The organism is Myroides sp. LJL116 (assembly GCF_054871685.1).
This window is the reverse complement of record NZ_JBTXLR010000012.1, coordinates 34,271-50,205: the sequence shown is the minus strand read 5'-3', so window position 1 is coordinate 50,205 and position 15,935 is coordinate 34,271. Positions and strand designations below refer to the sequence as shown.

Annotated in this window: 12 protein-coding genes; 6 read left to right on the top strand and 6 right to left on the bottom strand. The window is 32.4% G+C overall.

Annotation, left to right across the window (positions count from 1 at the left end; genetic code table 11):
* Nucleotides 1–59 precede the first annotated feature (59 nt).
* The 4 genes from ACYSNM_RS10050 (at nucleotide 60) to ACYSNM_RS10035 (ending at nucleotide 2,917) form a co-directional block, all read left to right on the top strand.
* Nucleotides 60–854 (top strand): hypothetical protein, encoded by a 795-nt coding sequence (locus ACYSNM_RS10050; protein ID WP_461756776.1) that lies wholly within the window; start codon nucleotides 60–62, stop codon nucleotides 852–854.
* A gap of 6 nt (nucleotides 855–860) precedes the next feature.
* On the top strand, nucleotides 861–1,409 hold the full coding sequence (locus ACYSNM_RS10045) for a GNAT family N-acetyltransferase (RefSeq protein WP_461756775.1): 549 nt from the start codon (nucleotides 861–863) through the stop codon (nucleotides 1,407–1,409).
* A 105-nt stretch (nucleotides 1,410–1,514) separates the two neighbouring features.
* Nucleotides 1,515–2,069, top strand: a complete 555-nt coding sequence (locus ACYSNM_RS10040) for a hypothetical protein (RefSeq protein WP_461756774.1) — start codon at nucleotides 1,515–1,517, stop codon at nucleotides 2,067–2,069.
* Between the two features lie 101 nt (nucleotides 2,070–2,170).
* Nucleotides 2,171–2,917 (top strand): tetratricopeptide repeat protein, encoded by a 747-nt coding sequence (locus ACYSNM_RS10035; protein ID WP_461756773.1) that lies wholly within the window; start codon nucleotides 2,171–2,173, stop codon nucleotides 2,915–2,917.
* 131 nt (nucleotides 2,918–3,048) lie between these two features.
* Here the strand turns inward: ACYSNM_RS10035 and ACYSNM_RS10030 are convergent, their stop codons facing one another.
* The 3 genes from ACYSNM_RS10030 to ACYSNM_RS10020 form a co-directional block, all read right to left on the bottom strand.
* Nucleotides 3,049–5,082 (bottom strand): sensor histidine kinase, encoded by a 2,034-nt coding sequence (locus ACYSNM_RS10030; RefSeq protein ID WP_461756772.1) that lies wholly within the window; start codon nucleotides 5,080–5,082, stop codon nucleotides 3,049–3,051.
* A gap of 273 nt (nucleotides 5,083–5,355) precedes the next feature.
* A complete protein-coding gene (locus ACYSNM_RS10025) occupies nucleotides 5,356–5,769 on the bottom strand; it encodes an IS3 family transposase (protein WP_461756816.1) in 414 nt (137 codons plus the stop codon).
* A gap of 57 nt (nucleotides 5,770–5,826) precedes the next feature.
* On the bottom strand, nucleotides 5,827–5,937 hold the full coding sequence (locus ACYSNM_RS10020) for a hypothetical protein (RefSeq protein ID WP_461756815.1): 111 nt from the start codon (nucleotides 5,935–5,937) through the stop codon (nucleotides 5,827–5,829).
* 399 nt (nucleotides 5,938–6,336) lie between these two features.
* On the opposite strand from ACYSNM_RS10020, the gene ACYSNM_RS10015 reads away from it, so the two are divergent.
* Nucleotides 6,337–6,867, top strand: a complete 531-nt coding sequence (locus ACYSNM_RS10015; protein WP_461756771.1) for a GNAT family N-acetyltransferase — start codon at nucleotides 6,337–6,339, stop codon at nucleotides 6,865–6,867.
* Nucleotides 6,868–7,358: 491 nt separating this feature from the next.
* Here ACYSNM_RS10015 and ACYSNM_RS10010 read toward each other — a convergent pair whose 3' ends face one another.
* From ACYSNM_RS10010 to ACYSNM_RS10000, 3 genes are read right to left on the bottom strand one after another with little or no spacing between them, the layout of a single operon-like run.
* A complete protein-coding gene (locus ACYSNM_RS10010) occupies nucleotides 7,359–9,173 on the bottom strand; it encodes a hypothetical protein (RefSeq protein WP_461756770.1) in 1,815 nt (604 codons plus the stop codon).
* 30 nt (nucleotides 9,174–9,203) lie between these two features.
* Nucleotides 9,204–10,997, bottom strand: a complete 1,794-nt coding sequence (locus ACYSNM_RS10005) for a hypothetical protein (RefSeq protein ID WP_461756769.1) — start codon at nucleotides 10,995–10,997, stop codon at nucleotides 9,204–9,206.
* Between the two features lie 12 nt (nucleotides 10,998–11,009).
* Nucleotides 11,010–12,827, bottom strand: a complete 1,818-nt coding sequence (locus ACYSNM_RS10000) for a hypothetical protein (protein ID WP_461756768.1) — start codon at nucleotides 12,825–12,827, stop codon at nucleotides 11,010–11,012.
* Between the two features lie 658 nt (nucleotides 12,828–13,485).
* On the opposite strand from ACYSNM_RS10000, the gene thrA reads away from it, so the two are divergent.
* Nucleotides 13,486–15,933 carry a bifunctional aspartate kinase/homoserine dehydrogenase I gene (gene thrA / locus ACYSNM_RS09995; protein ID WP_461756767.1) on the top strand — a complete coding sequence of 816 codons (2,448 nt, stop codon included), beginning with the start codon at nucleotides 13,486–13,488 and terminating at the stop codon, nucleotides 15,931–15,933.
* Nucleotides 15,934–15,935 lie beyond the last annotated feature (2 nt).

Below are 15,935 nucleotides of genomic sequence, written 5' to 3'. Positions count from 1 at the left end.
TTTGCTTGAAAATATTTATATAGAAGAGAGATTTCTCAGTAACGAAAAAAAAACAAACTATGGGATTTGATATCAGTTACCATCCAATAAGCCAACAAGAGATACAAACTTGGTATTTCGATGTTTTACAAGACGAGTCAGGAATTGAAAAACTATCTGAAGTCCATCAAATAGACCAATTCTATGCTGAAAAGTACCAAGATACAATTAACATAGCTAAAGCAACTGCGCCAGCGGACTATTTTGATAAGACACATGGCTATTATATAGCCGTTATACAAGGCTTTTTCAGACCGTTTTTTTACACCCGTGGCTCTGCTTTTTCGTTTCTCATGCAGGACAAAGTTCAGTTTAAAGAATACACCACTTCATGGGAAAATATTCTAAAAGTAAAGATGCCCAACCCTTTGGCAAATGCTATTTTTGAAAACTATTGTTCTGGTGTTTATATAAATGCCGAGCAAGTGGTGAAACTACTATCTGATTACCAATCCAATGAACAGGTGAAAAAAGACTTAGATAATTTTTATTCACATAACCGAATCAACGTTTTTCTCAAAGCACTTAGCGCTGCAAAAGAAAATAACTTAGGCCTTTTAGAAGCTACTGAAGTTATTGAACCTAACCCTATGGATCTGAACGAATCAATTTGTTATTCTAATTTGTTTCATTGCGATATAGAAGGAGCTTTGTTGTATAAAGAGGCAATGCTTGAGCAGCTAAGAGAATTAGAGGCCAATGAAGCTTTACAGGACCAGGAAATTCTAGAGAAAACTCAACGCATAGTCACCACGTACGAATTACCTGTCAAGGAGGAGAAAAAAGGATTTTGGAAAAAATTATTTGGAAAATAAACCTCAATGAAAATAATAGCAGAAACCAAAAGATTGATATTAAGAGAAATCACTCTTAACGATAAACAAGGCATGTTTGAGCTAGATTCAGACCCTGATGTACATAAATACCTAGGTAACAACCCGGTAAAGGATCTAGAACAAACAATAGAAGTTATACACTTTATTCGACAACAATATACAGATAATGGTATTGGCCGCTGGGCTATCATAGACAAAAAAACCAATGATTTTATAGGTTGGACAGGGCTAAAATATGTTACCCAAGAAACCAATGGCCATAAAAACTATTACGATCTAGGATACCGTTTAAAGAAAAAATATTGGGGAAAAGGAATCGCTAAAGAAAGCGCTATCGCATCTTTAGAATATGCTTTTAACTCACTCAATACTACAGAAGTTTATGCCATGGCTGACTGCATGAATAAGGGGTCGAATAAAATTTTACAAGATATTGGACTTACCTTAGTACAAAATTTTCTCCTAGATAAAATACAGTATAATTGGTATAAAATAACTAAAACCCAATACCAAGAACAACAAGAGAATCTATAATAAAACATTATATAAGCGCGAGCTTATATTCTAAGCTATAGTAGAGTTAAAGACTTAATACTTGTATAATGCAGTAGATGTACTATTTTTTAAAAGCATGCTATAATGAATTTTAAGATAACAGCTAACGAAGTAATTTCTAGGGAGTTTTTAAACTTAGGCATTGCCGATTTCCAAAGTGCTTGTAAGTATATTTCACTACTACTCTATAAAAGAAATAAAAACAAGGATAATATACTATGTATTTTCCAAGATAATGGGGGAACTTGTAGCACAAAGCATGCTACTTTAAGGAAACTAGCACTTGAAAACAACATGCCAGAAATCCGATTAATTCTTGGTATTTTCAAAATGGATGCACAATATGCACCTAAAATTCAAAAAACATTGGAGCTAAATTGTTTAGATTACATTCCAGAGGCACATAATTATTTAAAAATTGGAAACGACTATTTAGATTTCACTACTTCAACTTCCTCTTATCTAGATATAAAAAAACGCCTTTTAATAGAAACTGAGATAGAATATGATCAAATTAATTTACAGAAAATTCAACAACATAAAGAGTTTCTTTCCAATTGGATAAAAGACAAGCCTCAGTTTACTCTTGAACAAATATGGAAAATAAGAGAGAACTGCATTTCAGATTTACAGTTTTAAATTTTATCATCCATAATAACTAAAAAATGGAGTACTTTTACTTAGAAATCCTTTTATAATTTTCATTTATGTACAAACTATTATTTTTAGCTATATCTCTTATGTTCACAAACTCAATTTTGTGTCAAACCACCGAAGAATTAAATCAACAATCTAAAGATTTAATGGAACAGGGAAAGTATTCTCAAGCATTTCCTTTAGTGAAAAAAGCTGCTGAATTAGGGAACGCCGAAGCTCAATTTAATTACGCCACTTTTCTACAAGAAGGTAATCCTAGTGTATATAGTGAACAAGAAATAATCAAATGGTTCTTAAAATCATCTGATAATGGATTCAATGATGCTCATTACGCTATGCTAGTAGCATATCAAGATGGCTATGGAGTTAATCAGAGTGCCGAAAAAGCGTTTGAATATGCATTAAAAGGTGCCAATAACGATGATGTTCGTTGTATGAACTATGTAGTACAGTGTTATTTAAATGGAGAAGGTGTAAGCCAAAATGAGCAAGAGTTTAAAAAATGGCTTGTAAAGTTAGCTAAACTCCAACCTACAGAGAACCCAACAAAAAGTGGGGCAATTACCTCTGCTCGCCTGGATTTAGCCCAATACCATAATTCAGGAAACTATTTCGAAAAAGATAAATATCAAAGCTATATATGGTACCTAATATACAACGAATCTAAAGATCACTATTCTAAAGAAAGACAACAGAAGATTATAAAAGAAATTAAACAAGTTCAAGAGAGTTTAACTACAACTCAAATAAAGCAAGCTCCAGTAGATGCAGCGCAGTTAATGGGTAGAGACTTACATAATGTAGAAAAGCTTTTCCAAACCTCCTACTAATCTACCATTCTTATAAAGGAAGATCAAAAACAGCTTTGCTTTTTTATAAAACTGACTCTATAAGATACTACTGCGCTCTAGAATACAGATAAGCAGTTAGATTGCCATTAAGTAAAGAATAGACATAAGATTTAATCTAAAAATTCCTTCTTCAAGGATAAAACAATCTCAAGGGTAGTTCCCTTATTTGTTTCACTTCTTAGCTGAAGTTTTGCACCAATAGCTTGGGCTCTAGCTTTCATACTTTTTATCCCTAATCCTTTTTTATAGTTTTTAGCCATTCCAATACCGTTATCTGTAATTTTAATTACTAGGTTTTGCTCTTGGCAATAAATTGAAAGTTCACATAAAGAAGCTTTAGAATACTTGTTTACGTTATGAAAAGCTTCTTGAACAATTAAATAGATATTCATTTTCTGATTAATATCTAAGGCTTGTAAAGAAGAGCTACATTTAAAACTTGTATGAAATTTTGTAGCAAAAGAATTCCTTTGCTTTTCGGTTAATTCTAGTAATAAATCTTCAAAATTATCGGTAGCGAAATTGGCCATTTCACTTAAAGAATGAGAAATATTACGCACATTCCCCTCTAGCTTCACCATCTGATTAACCAAGGTTTCTAATAATTGAACATCCGCAGTATCGATTTGTTGTAAATGGAATCTAAGGGTGAAAATACTGCTTACAATACTATCATGCAAATCCCTAGCGATTCTATCTCTCTCTAAAGCAATAGACTGGTTTGCAATAGCATTTTTCTGCATCATTAAATTTAGAATATACTCATTTTTAGTTTTTTGTATATTAAGATAGACTAACTCTTTATTTTTATTTTTTAGACGTATAAAATAAAGAAGCCAAGAGAAAACAAAAATGATAAAAATAGCAGAACCTGCAATAAAAATAATTTGTTGCTTTAAGGATTCATTCTCTTTAACTAGTAGATACGTTTCAAATTCAATTTTAGTAAACTTTTCCCTAGTGCTAGTTTCACTATGTTGTAATTCATTACTTAATGTAATATATTCAGCTAGTAAATCTGAAGAGGAATTTTGCTTTTGAAAAAGTAAAATTTGCTCTAAAGCTTGTTTTTGACGATGTGGCAATTTAGAGTTCACTGCAATTTGATACCCTTGTAAATTCCAATCATTACTTTTATCTACTATATTTTTATCCTTATAAATTTGGGCAATGAATAAGGCTATTTCACTTTGATAAAAAGGATGGTTTAAAGTTTTGTAAATTTCATAACTTACCATCAAGCCTTCAATTACATCAGGATTTTCCCCTAAATAGTAACTTGAAACTTGCCTTTGGGTATTTATAAAAGCATAAACTAAGTCTACATAATATTCTTTTAAATATTCTAGAGCCTTGCTACTGTAGACAAGACTTTTTTCATACTCATTCTTTTCATTATAAACATAAGCGATATTATTATATAAATTAGCAATAGCAGGATATAATTTATCTGGAGGTAAAATTTCAAAAACACCCTGATCTTCAAGTAACTTCTCTAAACTGGACTCTAAATACAACAAGGCCTTATCATCATCCCCTTGATCCAGGCTCAAAAAGGCAATCATTTGATTAGCCTCAATAATTACTGGGTCATGTGGTGCATTTGCTCTTAAATAGCTAACGACTTTTAGAAGTTTAGATTCTGCCTCACTAAATATACCTATTTCAAAAAGTAAACGCCCTTGATAATAGCCATTATGAACTATGGCTAAGGAATCTGATGCAAGCCTATAAGCATGCTCTGCTTTTAAATAATAATAATAAACACTATCTAACTTAGACTTATCTTGATAATATACCGCAATGTTTTGATTAATATTACCCAATCTCAAATAATCGTGTTCGTATAAGGCGTCAGTTTGAGCTTTTTTACTTAAAGAAAGGAAAATCTGCTCTTCTCCTGTCCATCGCAATGTTCTTAAAACACTATCCACAAGCTTTGGATTTTCGTTAGTATTATTTAAAGCTAATACCCTTTGAATATCTGTATGTATACTTTGTGCCAAAGAATCCTTTGTCTTGGCATCACTTTTAATAGCATAAAGATTATCGAGATCAATACTATACCTTTCTTTACTTTTTTGACAAGAAAATAAAATAAAGACACTTAAAACTAGAAAAGAAAAATAATACTTCTTAAACACGCAATCAACTTTAGAGTTAAACTAAGCCAGTCTTGCACCAATACTTATTAATGGAGAAAGAAAGTCTAAATTAACTAAAAATTAAATACCAAAAGGTACTTTATGCATGTAAAAGATATAAAGCATGCAATAAATGCGAAGTTTTTACTCTTGCTAAGATTTATATGATTTTAATACTTTGGATATCCAAACAAAATCCGGAGTATTAGTTAAGCAGCTTTTTTATAATGCCTAATTTGGTTAAATTCTTCTATTGTTAAATATCCTAAGTGACTAATGTCTTCGTTTTTTATTATACCATAGTTCAATATACTCAAAGACTTGTTTTTGCATTTTGGCTCTGCTAGTTAGCAGATTTCCGTAGATTATCTCTGCTTTTAAGGATTTAAAGAAACTTTCTGCTACTGCATTGTCCCAACAGTTACCCTTACAACTCATGCTACGTGTTAGCCCAAAAGAATCTAAATAATTAGTAAATTTCTTATTGGCATATTGAACACCTTGGTCAGAGTGAAAGATTAATCCTTTATTAAAAGGCCTTTTTTTCTTAGCCATTTTAAAGGCTGCAAGGGTTGTGTTGTCTGTACTCATATCGTCGCTAATACTCCATCCTATGAGTTTTCTATCGTATAAATCTATTACCGTTGTTAGATAAACAAAGCCTCCTTTTATTGCTATATAGGTTATGTCTGATACCCATGCTTTTGTAGCTTCAGTTTGTATAAATTGGCGCTCTAGGATATTCTAAGCTACTAAATAACTGTGTTTAGAGTCTGTAGTAATACGAAATTTCTTCGCTAGCTTACTCTTTAATTCTAACTCTTTCATATACTTAGCAACAGTTGGTTCCGATATTTTAATTCCTCTAGTTTTTAGTTCAGAAGTTAATCGAGGACTTCCATAATGCTGTTTTTACTCAAAGTAAACGTCTGATATTGTCTGTTTAAGCTATTCTATTTCTTGCTTTTGGTTATTCTTTGAAGACCACTTCCAATGGTAATAACTACTAGCACTGACCTCTAATAGCTAACTCCCTAGCTAATTAAGATTTATTTTTTTCTTTCATTAGCTAATTTTACTGCATGACGCTTAAATTCAGCATCATAGTTTTTTCTTGTACGATTCCTATTTCAAAGAAAAGTTTTTATGCTTAACTTACTCTCCGAACAAAGTTATAAATTCCACTTTAAAAAATAAGCATTATTCTGTGTTACTCGCAAACGTTAAAAGAGGTATCTTTGTAAAAATTTAAACATGGATTGTACTATAGAAAAATGTACTCCTAAAGAGTATAATCAAGTGTATCACTTAATCCAGCAAGCCTTCGAAAAAGAGGTATTAAGTGATCATAAAGAACAATTTTTAGTAGAAAGACTAATAAATAGTAAAGATCATATACCAGAGCTTTCTTTAATTGCTAAAAAAGACAAGGAGATTCTTGGATATGTTCTATTGTCAAAGATAAAGGTTAATAATTCAAATAATAGCTTTGACGCTTTAGCTCTAGCGCCTGTTGCTGTTTTACCAAAATACCAAAGCTTAGGAATAGGTAAAGCCCTTATAGAAACAGCTCATCAAAAAGCTAAAGAATTAGGTTATACTTGTATTATCCTACTTGGTCATGAGAACTACTATCCTAGATTTGGTTACCAATTATGTCATTTACACAACATTACCCTACCATTTGATGTGCCTAAAGAAAATTGTATGGTAATAGAATTACAGCCAAATTCTTTAAAAGACATCAGTGGACAAGTGGAATATCCTATAGAATTTCTAATTTAAAAAACAAATCAGTTAGTTAAGCATATGATATACATGCCCCAAAAACAAAACACTTTTTGTTCTTTTACCCAGGAATAAATATGCAAAAGTTACAAATATAACTTCCTTTTTAAATCATATAAACTAGTCCAAAGACCAAGGATAAAGATTACAAAGATTGTTGCCAAAAATTGTAAATTTTAAAACAGGAAAGTATAAACAAAAAAGGGCTGTCTATATATAGTCACACAAACAGTCCCTTTTTTATCTAATAAATATTATATTTTACTTAGTATTAGTCAATCTACAATATAAACAATACCTAATAAATTACTTTGAAATACCAGCGGCAACCTTTACTGACATCCCCTTTATAATAGCCTTATTTTTAAAATGACACTATTTCAGTGTATCGCAAACACTAAGCCCATTTTACTGAAATTTACCTCTAGCTTATTCTATGGTCCTTAAATCAGGTTGATTTCTTTTCCCAACCATAACTCTATAATGCATTACTTATTAATTCCATTGTTTTCCGATTCTAATATAGCCCATTGAAGTAAGTTAGCTAAAAACACAGAATTATAAACGGAATATTTTATATTATGTCCATAATTACTTTGAGCGATAGGGCGATTTTGTGCATCCAACAAAAAAGGCTGATATCCATTAGGATCTACACGTGTTATAAACTCTTCCTCTCCAATCCAAAATAAATTATACTGTTTATTCAAGTACATACTTGCATAAGGTGGTAGAGTAGACTCTGGCACCTCCACCGAAGGTCCATCACTTGGCTCTTGATTTTCTGGTGGTGTTGGAGGTTCAGGAAAAGAAACTACAAATTCAGATTCATCTATTTGAGTAGAAAAAGTATAAAAATCAGGTAATTCTGTACTTAACAATTTTGTCAGTGAATAACGGCTTCCCCAATTCTTAGATTTCAAATTTCCAAAGCTCCCATTAATAGCGGTGATATCATAACTGGGAAAACTATAAACCATTGCATCTTTACTAACATTAACTGCAGAGGTCAATGCAGAAAAACTTGTTAGTCTAGAAGTTAGATCTATTAGAAAAGAAGTATCATTAGTCATATAAATAACTACCCCACCATCAAATAGATATTTAATAATGCCATCTAAATTTGCGCTAGAATTTGGAACATTACCATGTATGAAAATGATATCCGGAGGATTACTATTCTTTGCTAAATTATTGCTAAAATCATAATTTCCATTACCATAAACTATTTCCCATCCTTCAAATTTAACAGTGCTACTAGGCTGCATACCAAAATTAACCAAAGAGGTTAATAACAAATGTCCCATAGACGAAGTATTGGTTATATTGTTAGATTTACTACTATCACCATATAACAAAATTTTTTTCTTTAATTTAACAACATTAACAGTAAAAGAACAAGTTTTAGCCTCAGAACTACTATTAGATTTAAGTTCTAAGGGTATATCTAAAGATGTACTTGGCCTTCCTTCACCCTTAAGTGTAATTAATTGCCTAGATTGAGTTAAAGCTCCACTACCACTAAAACTAATACCAGACTTTGTATTGGTTGTAAATTCATATACTCCGCCAATGGCACTTGGTTGTACATCTACATAAAACTCAATAGTATTTGAAGCATCCAATATTTTATCCAACTCATAAAGCCCGTTTATTTTAATTGAATTACAATCCATGGCAAAATCAGAAGTAATACTCCCATTTAATACTTTAATATCCAATGAACAATGAGGGACTTGAAGGCTTCCATTAATAAAGACCTCTAGTGAATCATCCTTTGGAGAAGAAGGTATGCCAAAAGAAGGTATACGCAATTTTATAGTTCCAGTAGTTATGAACTCCCCTTTTAAAGCAAAATAATAACCATTATCTACAACTGGCCGAATCCCAATATCATATATCCCAGGTGAAGTAACTACAACTGTGACATCCACATAATTGGACTGGTCTAAAGCAATAGTATTTTTGTAATTTCCCTTTACTTCTATTTTATTACAATCCACTGTAAAAATAGCTCTTGAACTATAACCACAAACACTTTGCCACTCGTTTAATTCCCAACTATAATAGTTAATACAATTTTGATCTAAATTATAAATAATCAAACCTTCATTAATAGGATCAGCAGCAATAACTATAGCATCTCTTTGAGCTGTAGTTAAGCGAGGTATTAAAATACCTTTATTGCTAGAATCCACTTGTAAAGCAACATTATCTAATACAGTAGTAGTATTTATCCCTGTCTGAGCCATAGCGTTTGCAAAAAGCAAAAGAGATAGCATTAAATATAAAAATCTTTTCATATTTCCTTTTTCCTTTTTCAAATCTTAAAACTAATCTAATGAACTATTGATTCCATTTACTTCGGACTGATAAATAGCCCAGGCTATTGCATTGGCAGTAAAAATAGCATTACCTACCTCAAATTTATTTCTACCTGTCCCATAATTAGGTTTTGTTATAGGATAATTATTAGAATCTAGCTTAAATGGACAAATATCCTGAGCAGTACCAGAATGATTGGAGTTAAAACCTCCATCTCCTACCCAAATAAAGTTATAATGCTTATGGCGAAAAGAAGTGGCACCAGCTACTCTATTACTTCCGCTTTCCTCTTCTCTACTAAAATTATAACTTCCTGAATATATTTCAAAATCACTCTGAGACAAATAAGGAATAACAACTGTAGTAGAGGCATCCTCCCCCCAGTAAGTTCCCCTTAAATCTCCAAAAGGACCATTTAAAATCTCATCATTAGTAGAGGTAAATCGATAAATCGTACCACTGCTACCTCCATTTATAGGTTTTAATGTATTATCTCCAGTTAAAGCCCGAATAAAACGTTGCATTCCATCCCTTGACTCTGTATAGGAAAGTAAGACCCCTCCTTTTTTTATATATTCAGCCAATACAGCAGCCTCACCTACATTCATTGAATAGTCATAACCTAGAATTACAATGTCATAAGGGTTTTCCTCTAAAAGAGCCTCAGTAAGGTTTTTTACATTAGCTTGTCCAGCGCTAAATCCCTTTATCTCCTTCCAACCTTCAAAATAAACGATACTATTGTCTAGAGTTCCATAATTGCGCTTTTCTGTAATTAACTTATTACTAGCAGCAGTTCCTGAAAAATTATAACCATACCCATTTTCACTACTTCCAATTGTCAAAAGTCGTTTTCCTGGTATACTCATTTTTAAGTCTGAATCACAAGTTAAGGAGGTCTTTTGACTATTAGATGTTAACATAAACACCTTATCCTCCACGGAATATGGAATTCCACTACCGTAGAGAGTTACCTCCTGAGTATAACTATTTAAATAACCACTGCCTTTAAAGGAAATACCATCAATTGTATTAGTCTGTATCTCATACATGGCTCCAATTGCCTCTGGCTCTACATCTAAAGTAACTTTAATATAATTACTGTTATTTAATGCTTTATGCAAAGTATATGCACCATAAGTCTTAACACTATTACAAACCATAGAGTATAAAGGCAAAATTAATTTATCCATCACTTGTATGGAAAAGTCACAATTAGCATTTTCACCATTTAGAAATAGTTGAAAATTATCATTTTGAACAAGTGTGGGTGTACCATACCCTGGTATTTTTATAGTATATTTACCCCTATTCAAAAACTTACCACTAGCTTGAAAATAATAGCCATTACCCTGTGTAGATGAAGCGACAATAGAATAATAACCAGGTTTTTGCACCTGTACTTCCAAAGTAATAAAATGGTCTTTAAAAAGGCTTTCCTCCTGGACATAAACCCCATTTATTCCAATATCGTTACAATTTTCAATAGTGTATTGCGCATTATCAGCCTGTCCACAAACACTCTGCCATTTACTTATTCCTGCTACATAATAGTTAATACAAGACTCATCGATATTAAAAATCATCAATCCATTATGAAGAGAAGTCAAAGGGATCTGGTCCCTTTGGGAAGTGCTTAAACGTGGTAATATAACTCCTCCATTATTTTGAGCAGACTCAATTTGCAATATAACGTTCTTACTAATATCCTGTGTGTGCATACCTGTTTGACCAATACTAACTAGAGGAACCAAAAAAACTACGCATATTAGTGAATAGAAAGAATTTAAAATGTATTTCATGTTCTTATATTTTTACAGTTTCCCCTTATTTATACCATTAACTTCGGTTTGTCTTAATGCCCAAGCCATAGCATTGGCCGTAAAATAGGCATTATAAACACTCACCCGTCTACTACTACTAGCGTGACCATAATTATTCTTTACATCTGGAGAACCATCACTTTTCAAAACAAATGGGGTAATAGTGTTAGATGTATTTCCTTGTGAATGAGAGTTAAATCCTCCATCTCCTACCCAAATGAAATTCAAAGTACGATGTCTAAAGGCAGTGGCTCCTCGTTTAAAGTTATTATTTTGCCCTTCATCTCTTTGAGTATCATATTGATTGGAATAAATATAGATCTGAGTTGGATCTATCCCAACAGCAATATTAGAAGTAGAGGCGTCTTCTCCCCAATGTTTTTCGCGTATGTCAGCAAATGGCCCCAAAAGAACGGGATCACTTAATCCACTAATAGAATAAGTAGCTCCGGACCTTGAACCATTTACTACTCCAATATTATTTTGCCCAAAAACATGTTTTAATAACCAACTTGACCCTGTATTAGCCTCTGTAAAAGCAAGTATAACTCCACCTTTTTTTAAGTATTCAGCAAGTAAAATAGCATGCTCCTCTCGCATAGTCCATGAATAACCAATAACTACAATATCTACAGGTCTGGCTCCATTTAACCAATTTCTTAAACTTGCTACACTTGGATCATTGCCTCCATTGATAATTGCCTCCCATCCTTCAAAGGCAACCTTACTATCAGGAAGGTTACCATAATTGATTTGACTTGTCACTAGTCTATTACTGGCTGCTGTACCGGCAAAATTATAACCATATCCATTAGCAGAAGAACCAATACTAAGCATTGTTTTCTTGGGGATAGTCATTAAAACCTCAACTCTACAAGTAGTATTAGAAGTCTCACTATTGCTTTTAAGAGTGATAATTTTATTAGCAGAACTGGTTGGAGTACCACTTGCATATAACCTAACTCTCATTGTATTAGCTGTTATTCGCCCTGTTCCATAAAAACTAAGACCATCTATTGTATCAGAAGTAAACTCATAAGTGGCTCCTAATACATTATTAATAGAGCTATCCACCTCTAGGGATACTTCAATATAATTGGATGAATTTACAGGGACGTTATAATAATATAGCCCATGGACACTAGCCGATGAGCAAAGTATTTTATAGGCAGGCTTCTTACTAGAATCAACTACTTCTACTTCAAATTTAGCAGCTGGAGCTCCCCCATTATTGGCTTTGCCATTGATAAAAATGGTAAACTTATCAAGATTATTTACAGTAGTTGGATTTATGGGAGTTCCTTGTGCTGGCATTTGAATATTAAATATACCAGTAGTAGGAAAGTCTCCTTCAATTAAATAAGAATATCCATTATCATTCTCACTAGTAGCTATAAGTTCATAGGAACCAGGTTTGTCTACTTTAACCTTAAATTGCACAAAATGACTTTCGTCTACAGATATTTTGGATTTATATAAACCAAATACAACAAGGGGTTCCAAAATAGTAAATTCACTAAAACCCAATTCCCCACATACGCTTTTCCAACTTTTAGTAGTCTTACTCCAAAAATTAATACAGCCCTCATCCGTATTAAAAATGGTCAAACCATCTTCAGTTTGTTCATCAATCACAATACTATCTCTTTCAGAAGTAGTTAACCGTGGAATTAATACACCTTGGTCACCTAACAATGCATCTATATGAAGGGCTGCTAAGGGATTTACATTAGAGATATTGATTCCAGACTGACCGAAGACCAAAATAGCGCTTAGTAGAAAAAGCCAAACAAGATTTTTTTTTCGCATAATATTCTTTATATGATAGTTTATCTAAACAAACAGATCTATTACCTGATTCCTTAATTAAAACAAACTTAACCTATCTTAACATTTTATTTTAAAAACAATAACCAAATATACTTAAATAAAATTAAATTTTAACAAAAAAATACATATTAAATTCTTTTATAAATTCATCCTCCCTACTTTTAAGCAGTTTTACCCTCCAATAAAAAGAATCTTAGAGGAGTCTAATACTAAAGACTTCTTAAAAACTTAACCTAAAGGACCAACCAAATGCTTTCCAACACATTACATACTAAAAAACAATCACAATCAAAATTAGTTGCAAAAAAAAATCAAAATTAGTTGTTGAATCAAAAAATTAGTTTCTATCTTCGCAGCGCAATGAGAGCCAATAATTATTCATATAACCCATTTATGAACATCACTTCTAACAGTGATGCGGCTACTTATTTCTATAATGTTACAACTCTTTTTGTAACCACCTTTTCTTTGACAACTACATTGTCAACCACAACTACCACCACCCCGTAGTAGGGGGATTTTTTTACATATAGCCATATTATGTGGTCGTATACCTATACGCCTGCATTATTAATCTCTTACATACTGAATGTGAGCGGGTTACATCTTTTCTTATACTCATTTAACAAAAATCATCATGAAAGTTATAAAGTTTGGTGGCTCTTCGGTAGCCAATGCAAAAAATATAAAACGTTGTATAGACATTATTTTACAAATAGATAAGCCAGTAGTTGTAGTGGTTTCCGCACTAAAAGGGGTAACAGATTTATTACAAATAGCCAGTATAAAAGCTAGTAATAAGGATAATTCTTACCTACAAGACTTACAAAATATTACTCAAAAACACCTAGAAATAGTTAAAGAATTAATTCCCGTTAATCTTCAACCTAGTGTTATGAGTCACATCTTATGTGAGTTAAATAAACTAGAGGCTATTCTTCAAGGATGTTTTCTCTTGCAAGAGTTATCTCCTAGAATAGAAGATCTAGTTTTATCCTATGGGGAAAACCTAAGCGCTTACTTAATCAACCAAGTATTGGTTGGATTAGATAAAGATAGTATCTGTTTAGATAGTGGAGATTTAATCAAAACAGATGCAAAATACTCCAATGCTAAAGTAGATTTTGAGAAATCAAATGCACTTATTCTAAGATTTTTCTCCTCTCATTCCCATGCTATTTACTTAATGCCAGGTTTCTGCGCTAAATCTCATGAAAACCAGGTAACTACTTTAGGAAGAGGAGGTTCAGATTATACAGCAACTATCTTAGGTAGCGCTCTTATGGTAGAAAATGTAGAGATATACACAGATGTAAATGGTATTTATACTGCTAATCCGGCAATGGTAAAACAAGCCTCTATCTTACCACACATTAGCTTTGACCAAGCCATGGAGTTATCTCACTTTGGAGCCAAAGTCTTATACCCTAGCGCGTTAATACCTCTTTTACATAAGAATATTCCTTTACTGGTAAAAAACACATTTGACCCTTATGGTAAAGCAAGTATCGTTAGCCACGATAAGTCTTTAAATAGCAATGAAATAAGTGGGATTTCCAATATTGACAACTTAGCACTTTTGACTCTAGAGGGACCAGGAATGGTTGGAGTAGCTGGTATTTCCAAGCGCTTATTTGAGCAATTAAGTAAAGCAGATATCAACGTGATTTTTATCACTCAAGCCTCTTCAGAACACTCGATATGTTTTGCTATTTTACAAAAACATGCCCTAAAAGCTCAAGCTCTAATTAATGTAGAATTTGCTACAGAAATTAAAGAGAAAAAGGTAAAACCAGTACGCATAGAGAAAGACAAATCTATTGTTGCAATAGTAGGAAACCAAATTAAAGAAAACACAGGGGTAGCTGGTAGAATGTTTAGTGCTTTAGGGCGTAACAACATTAATATATGCGCTATTGCTCAAGGAGCTTCTCAAAATAATATTTCAGTGGTAATTGATCAAAAAGATGTCTTTCAATCTTTAAACATATTACATGAAGAATTCTTTGAGCAAGCTAGCGTGCAGCTGAATTTATTTGTGATGGGTGTTGGAAATGTAGGGCAGGACTTTATTGAACAAATTCTAAAACAGCAAAATTATTTATTAGAGAATTTCAAAATAAATGTTCGCATCATAGGTTTAGCAAACTCTAGGAAAATGGCTTTTAATGTAGATGGATTCAACATAGAAAACATCCAAAATCCATTTTCAGATGACCAAAAAATGGATCAGAACCTATTTATCGAGCGAATTAAATCCCTTAATCTTAGAAATAGTGTATTTGTCGATAATACAGCCAATCAAGAAGTTGCCCTTAGCTATCCGCAATTTTTAAAAAACAGCATTGCTATTGTTACATGTAACAAAATAGCTAACTCCTTAGATATGGCTTATTATAAAGAACTAAAAGCTCTGTCTAAAAAACACAATGCTCCTTTTTTATATGAAACAAACGTTGGCGCAGGATTACCTATTATAGATACTATTAAAAACCTGATTGCCTCTGGAGACAAAGTACTAAAAATTCAAGCAGTGTTAAGTGGAAGTTTGAACTTTATCTTCAATGAGTATAATGCAACAGAGTCTTTTGCCAAAGTAGTACAAAAGGCAAAAGATAACGGCTACACAGAGCCAAATCCATTTTTGGATTTAAGCGGAGTGGATATCCAAAGAAAAATAATGATTTTAATAAGGGAGGCCAATTATAGTATAGAACAACAGGATATAGCAATTGAAAGTTTTTTACCACAGAGTTGCTTACATACTAAAAGCGTAGAAGAATTCATGCAAGCTTTAGAACAAGAGGAGCCTTACTTTAAAGACCTCTACTTAAAAGCCCAGCAAAATAATGCACGTTTAAAAGTAGTGGCCACTTTTGAAGAGCAAAAAGCAGTAATAAAACTAGAACAAGTAACAATCCATGAACCTTATTACAATCTACAGGGGAAAGACAATATTATTCTATTGTCCACAAATAGGTATAACCCAGAGCCTTTAATTATAAAAGGTGCTGGAGCAGGAAAAGAAGTAACTGCATCAGGATTGTTTGCAGATGTAATAAGAATTGGAAATAAATTAGTGTAGAG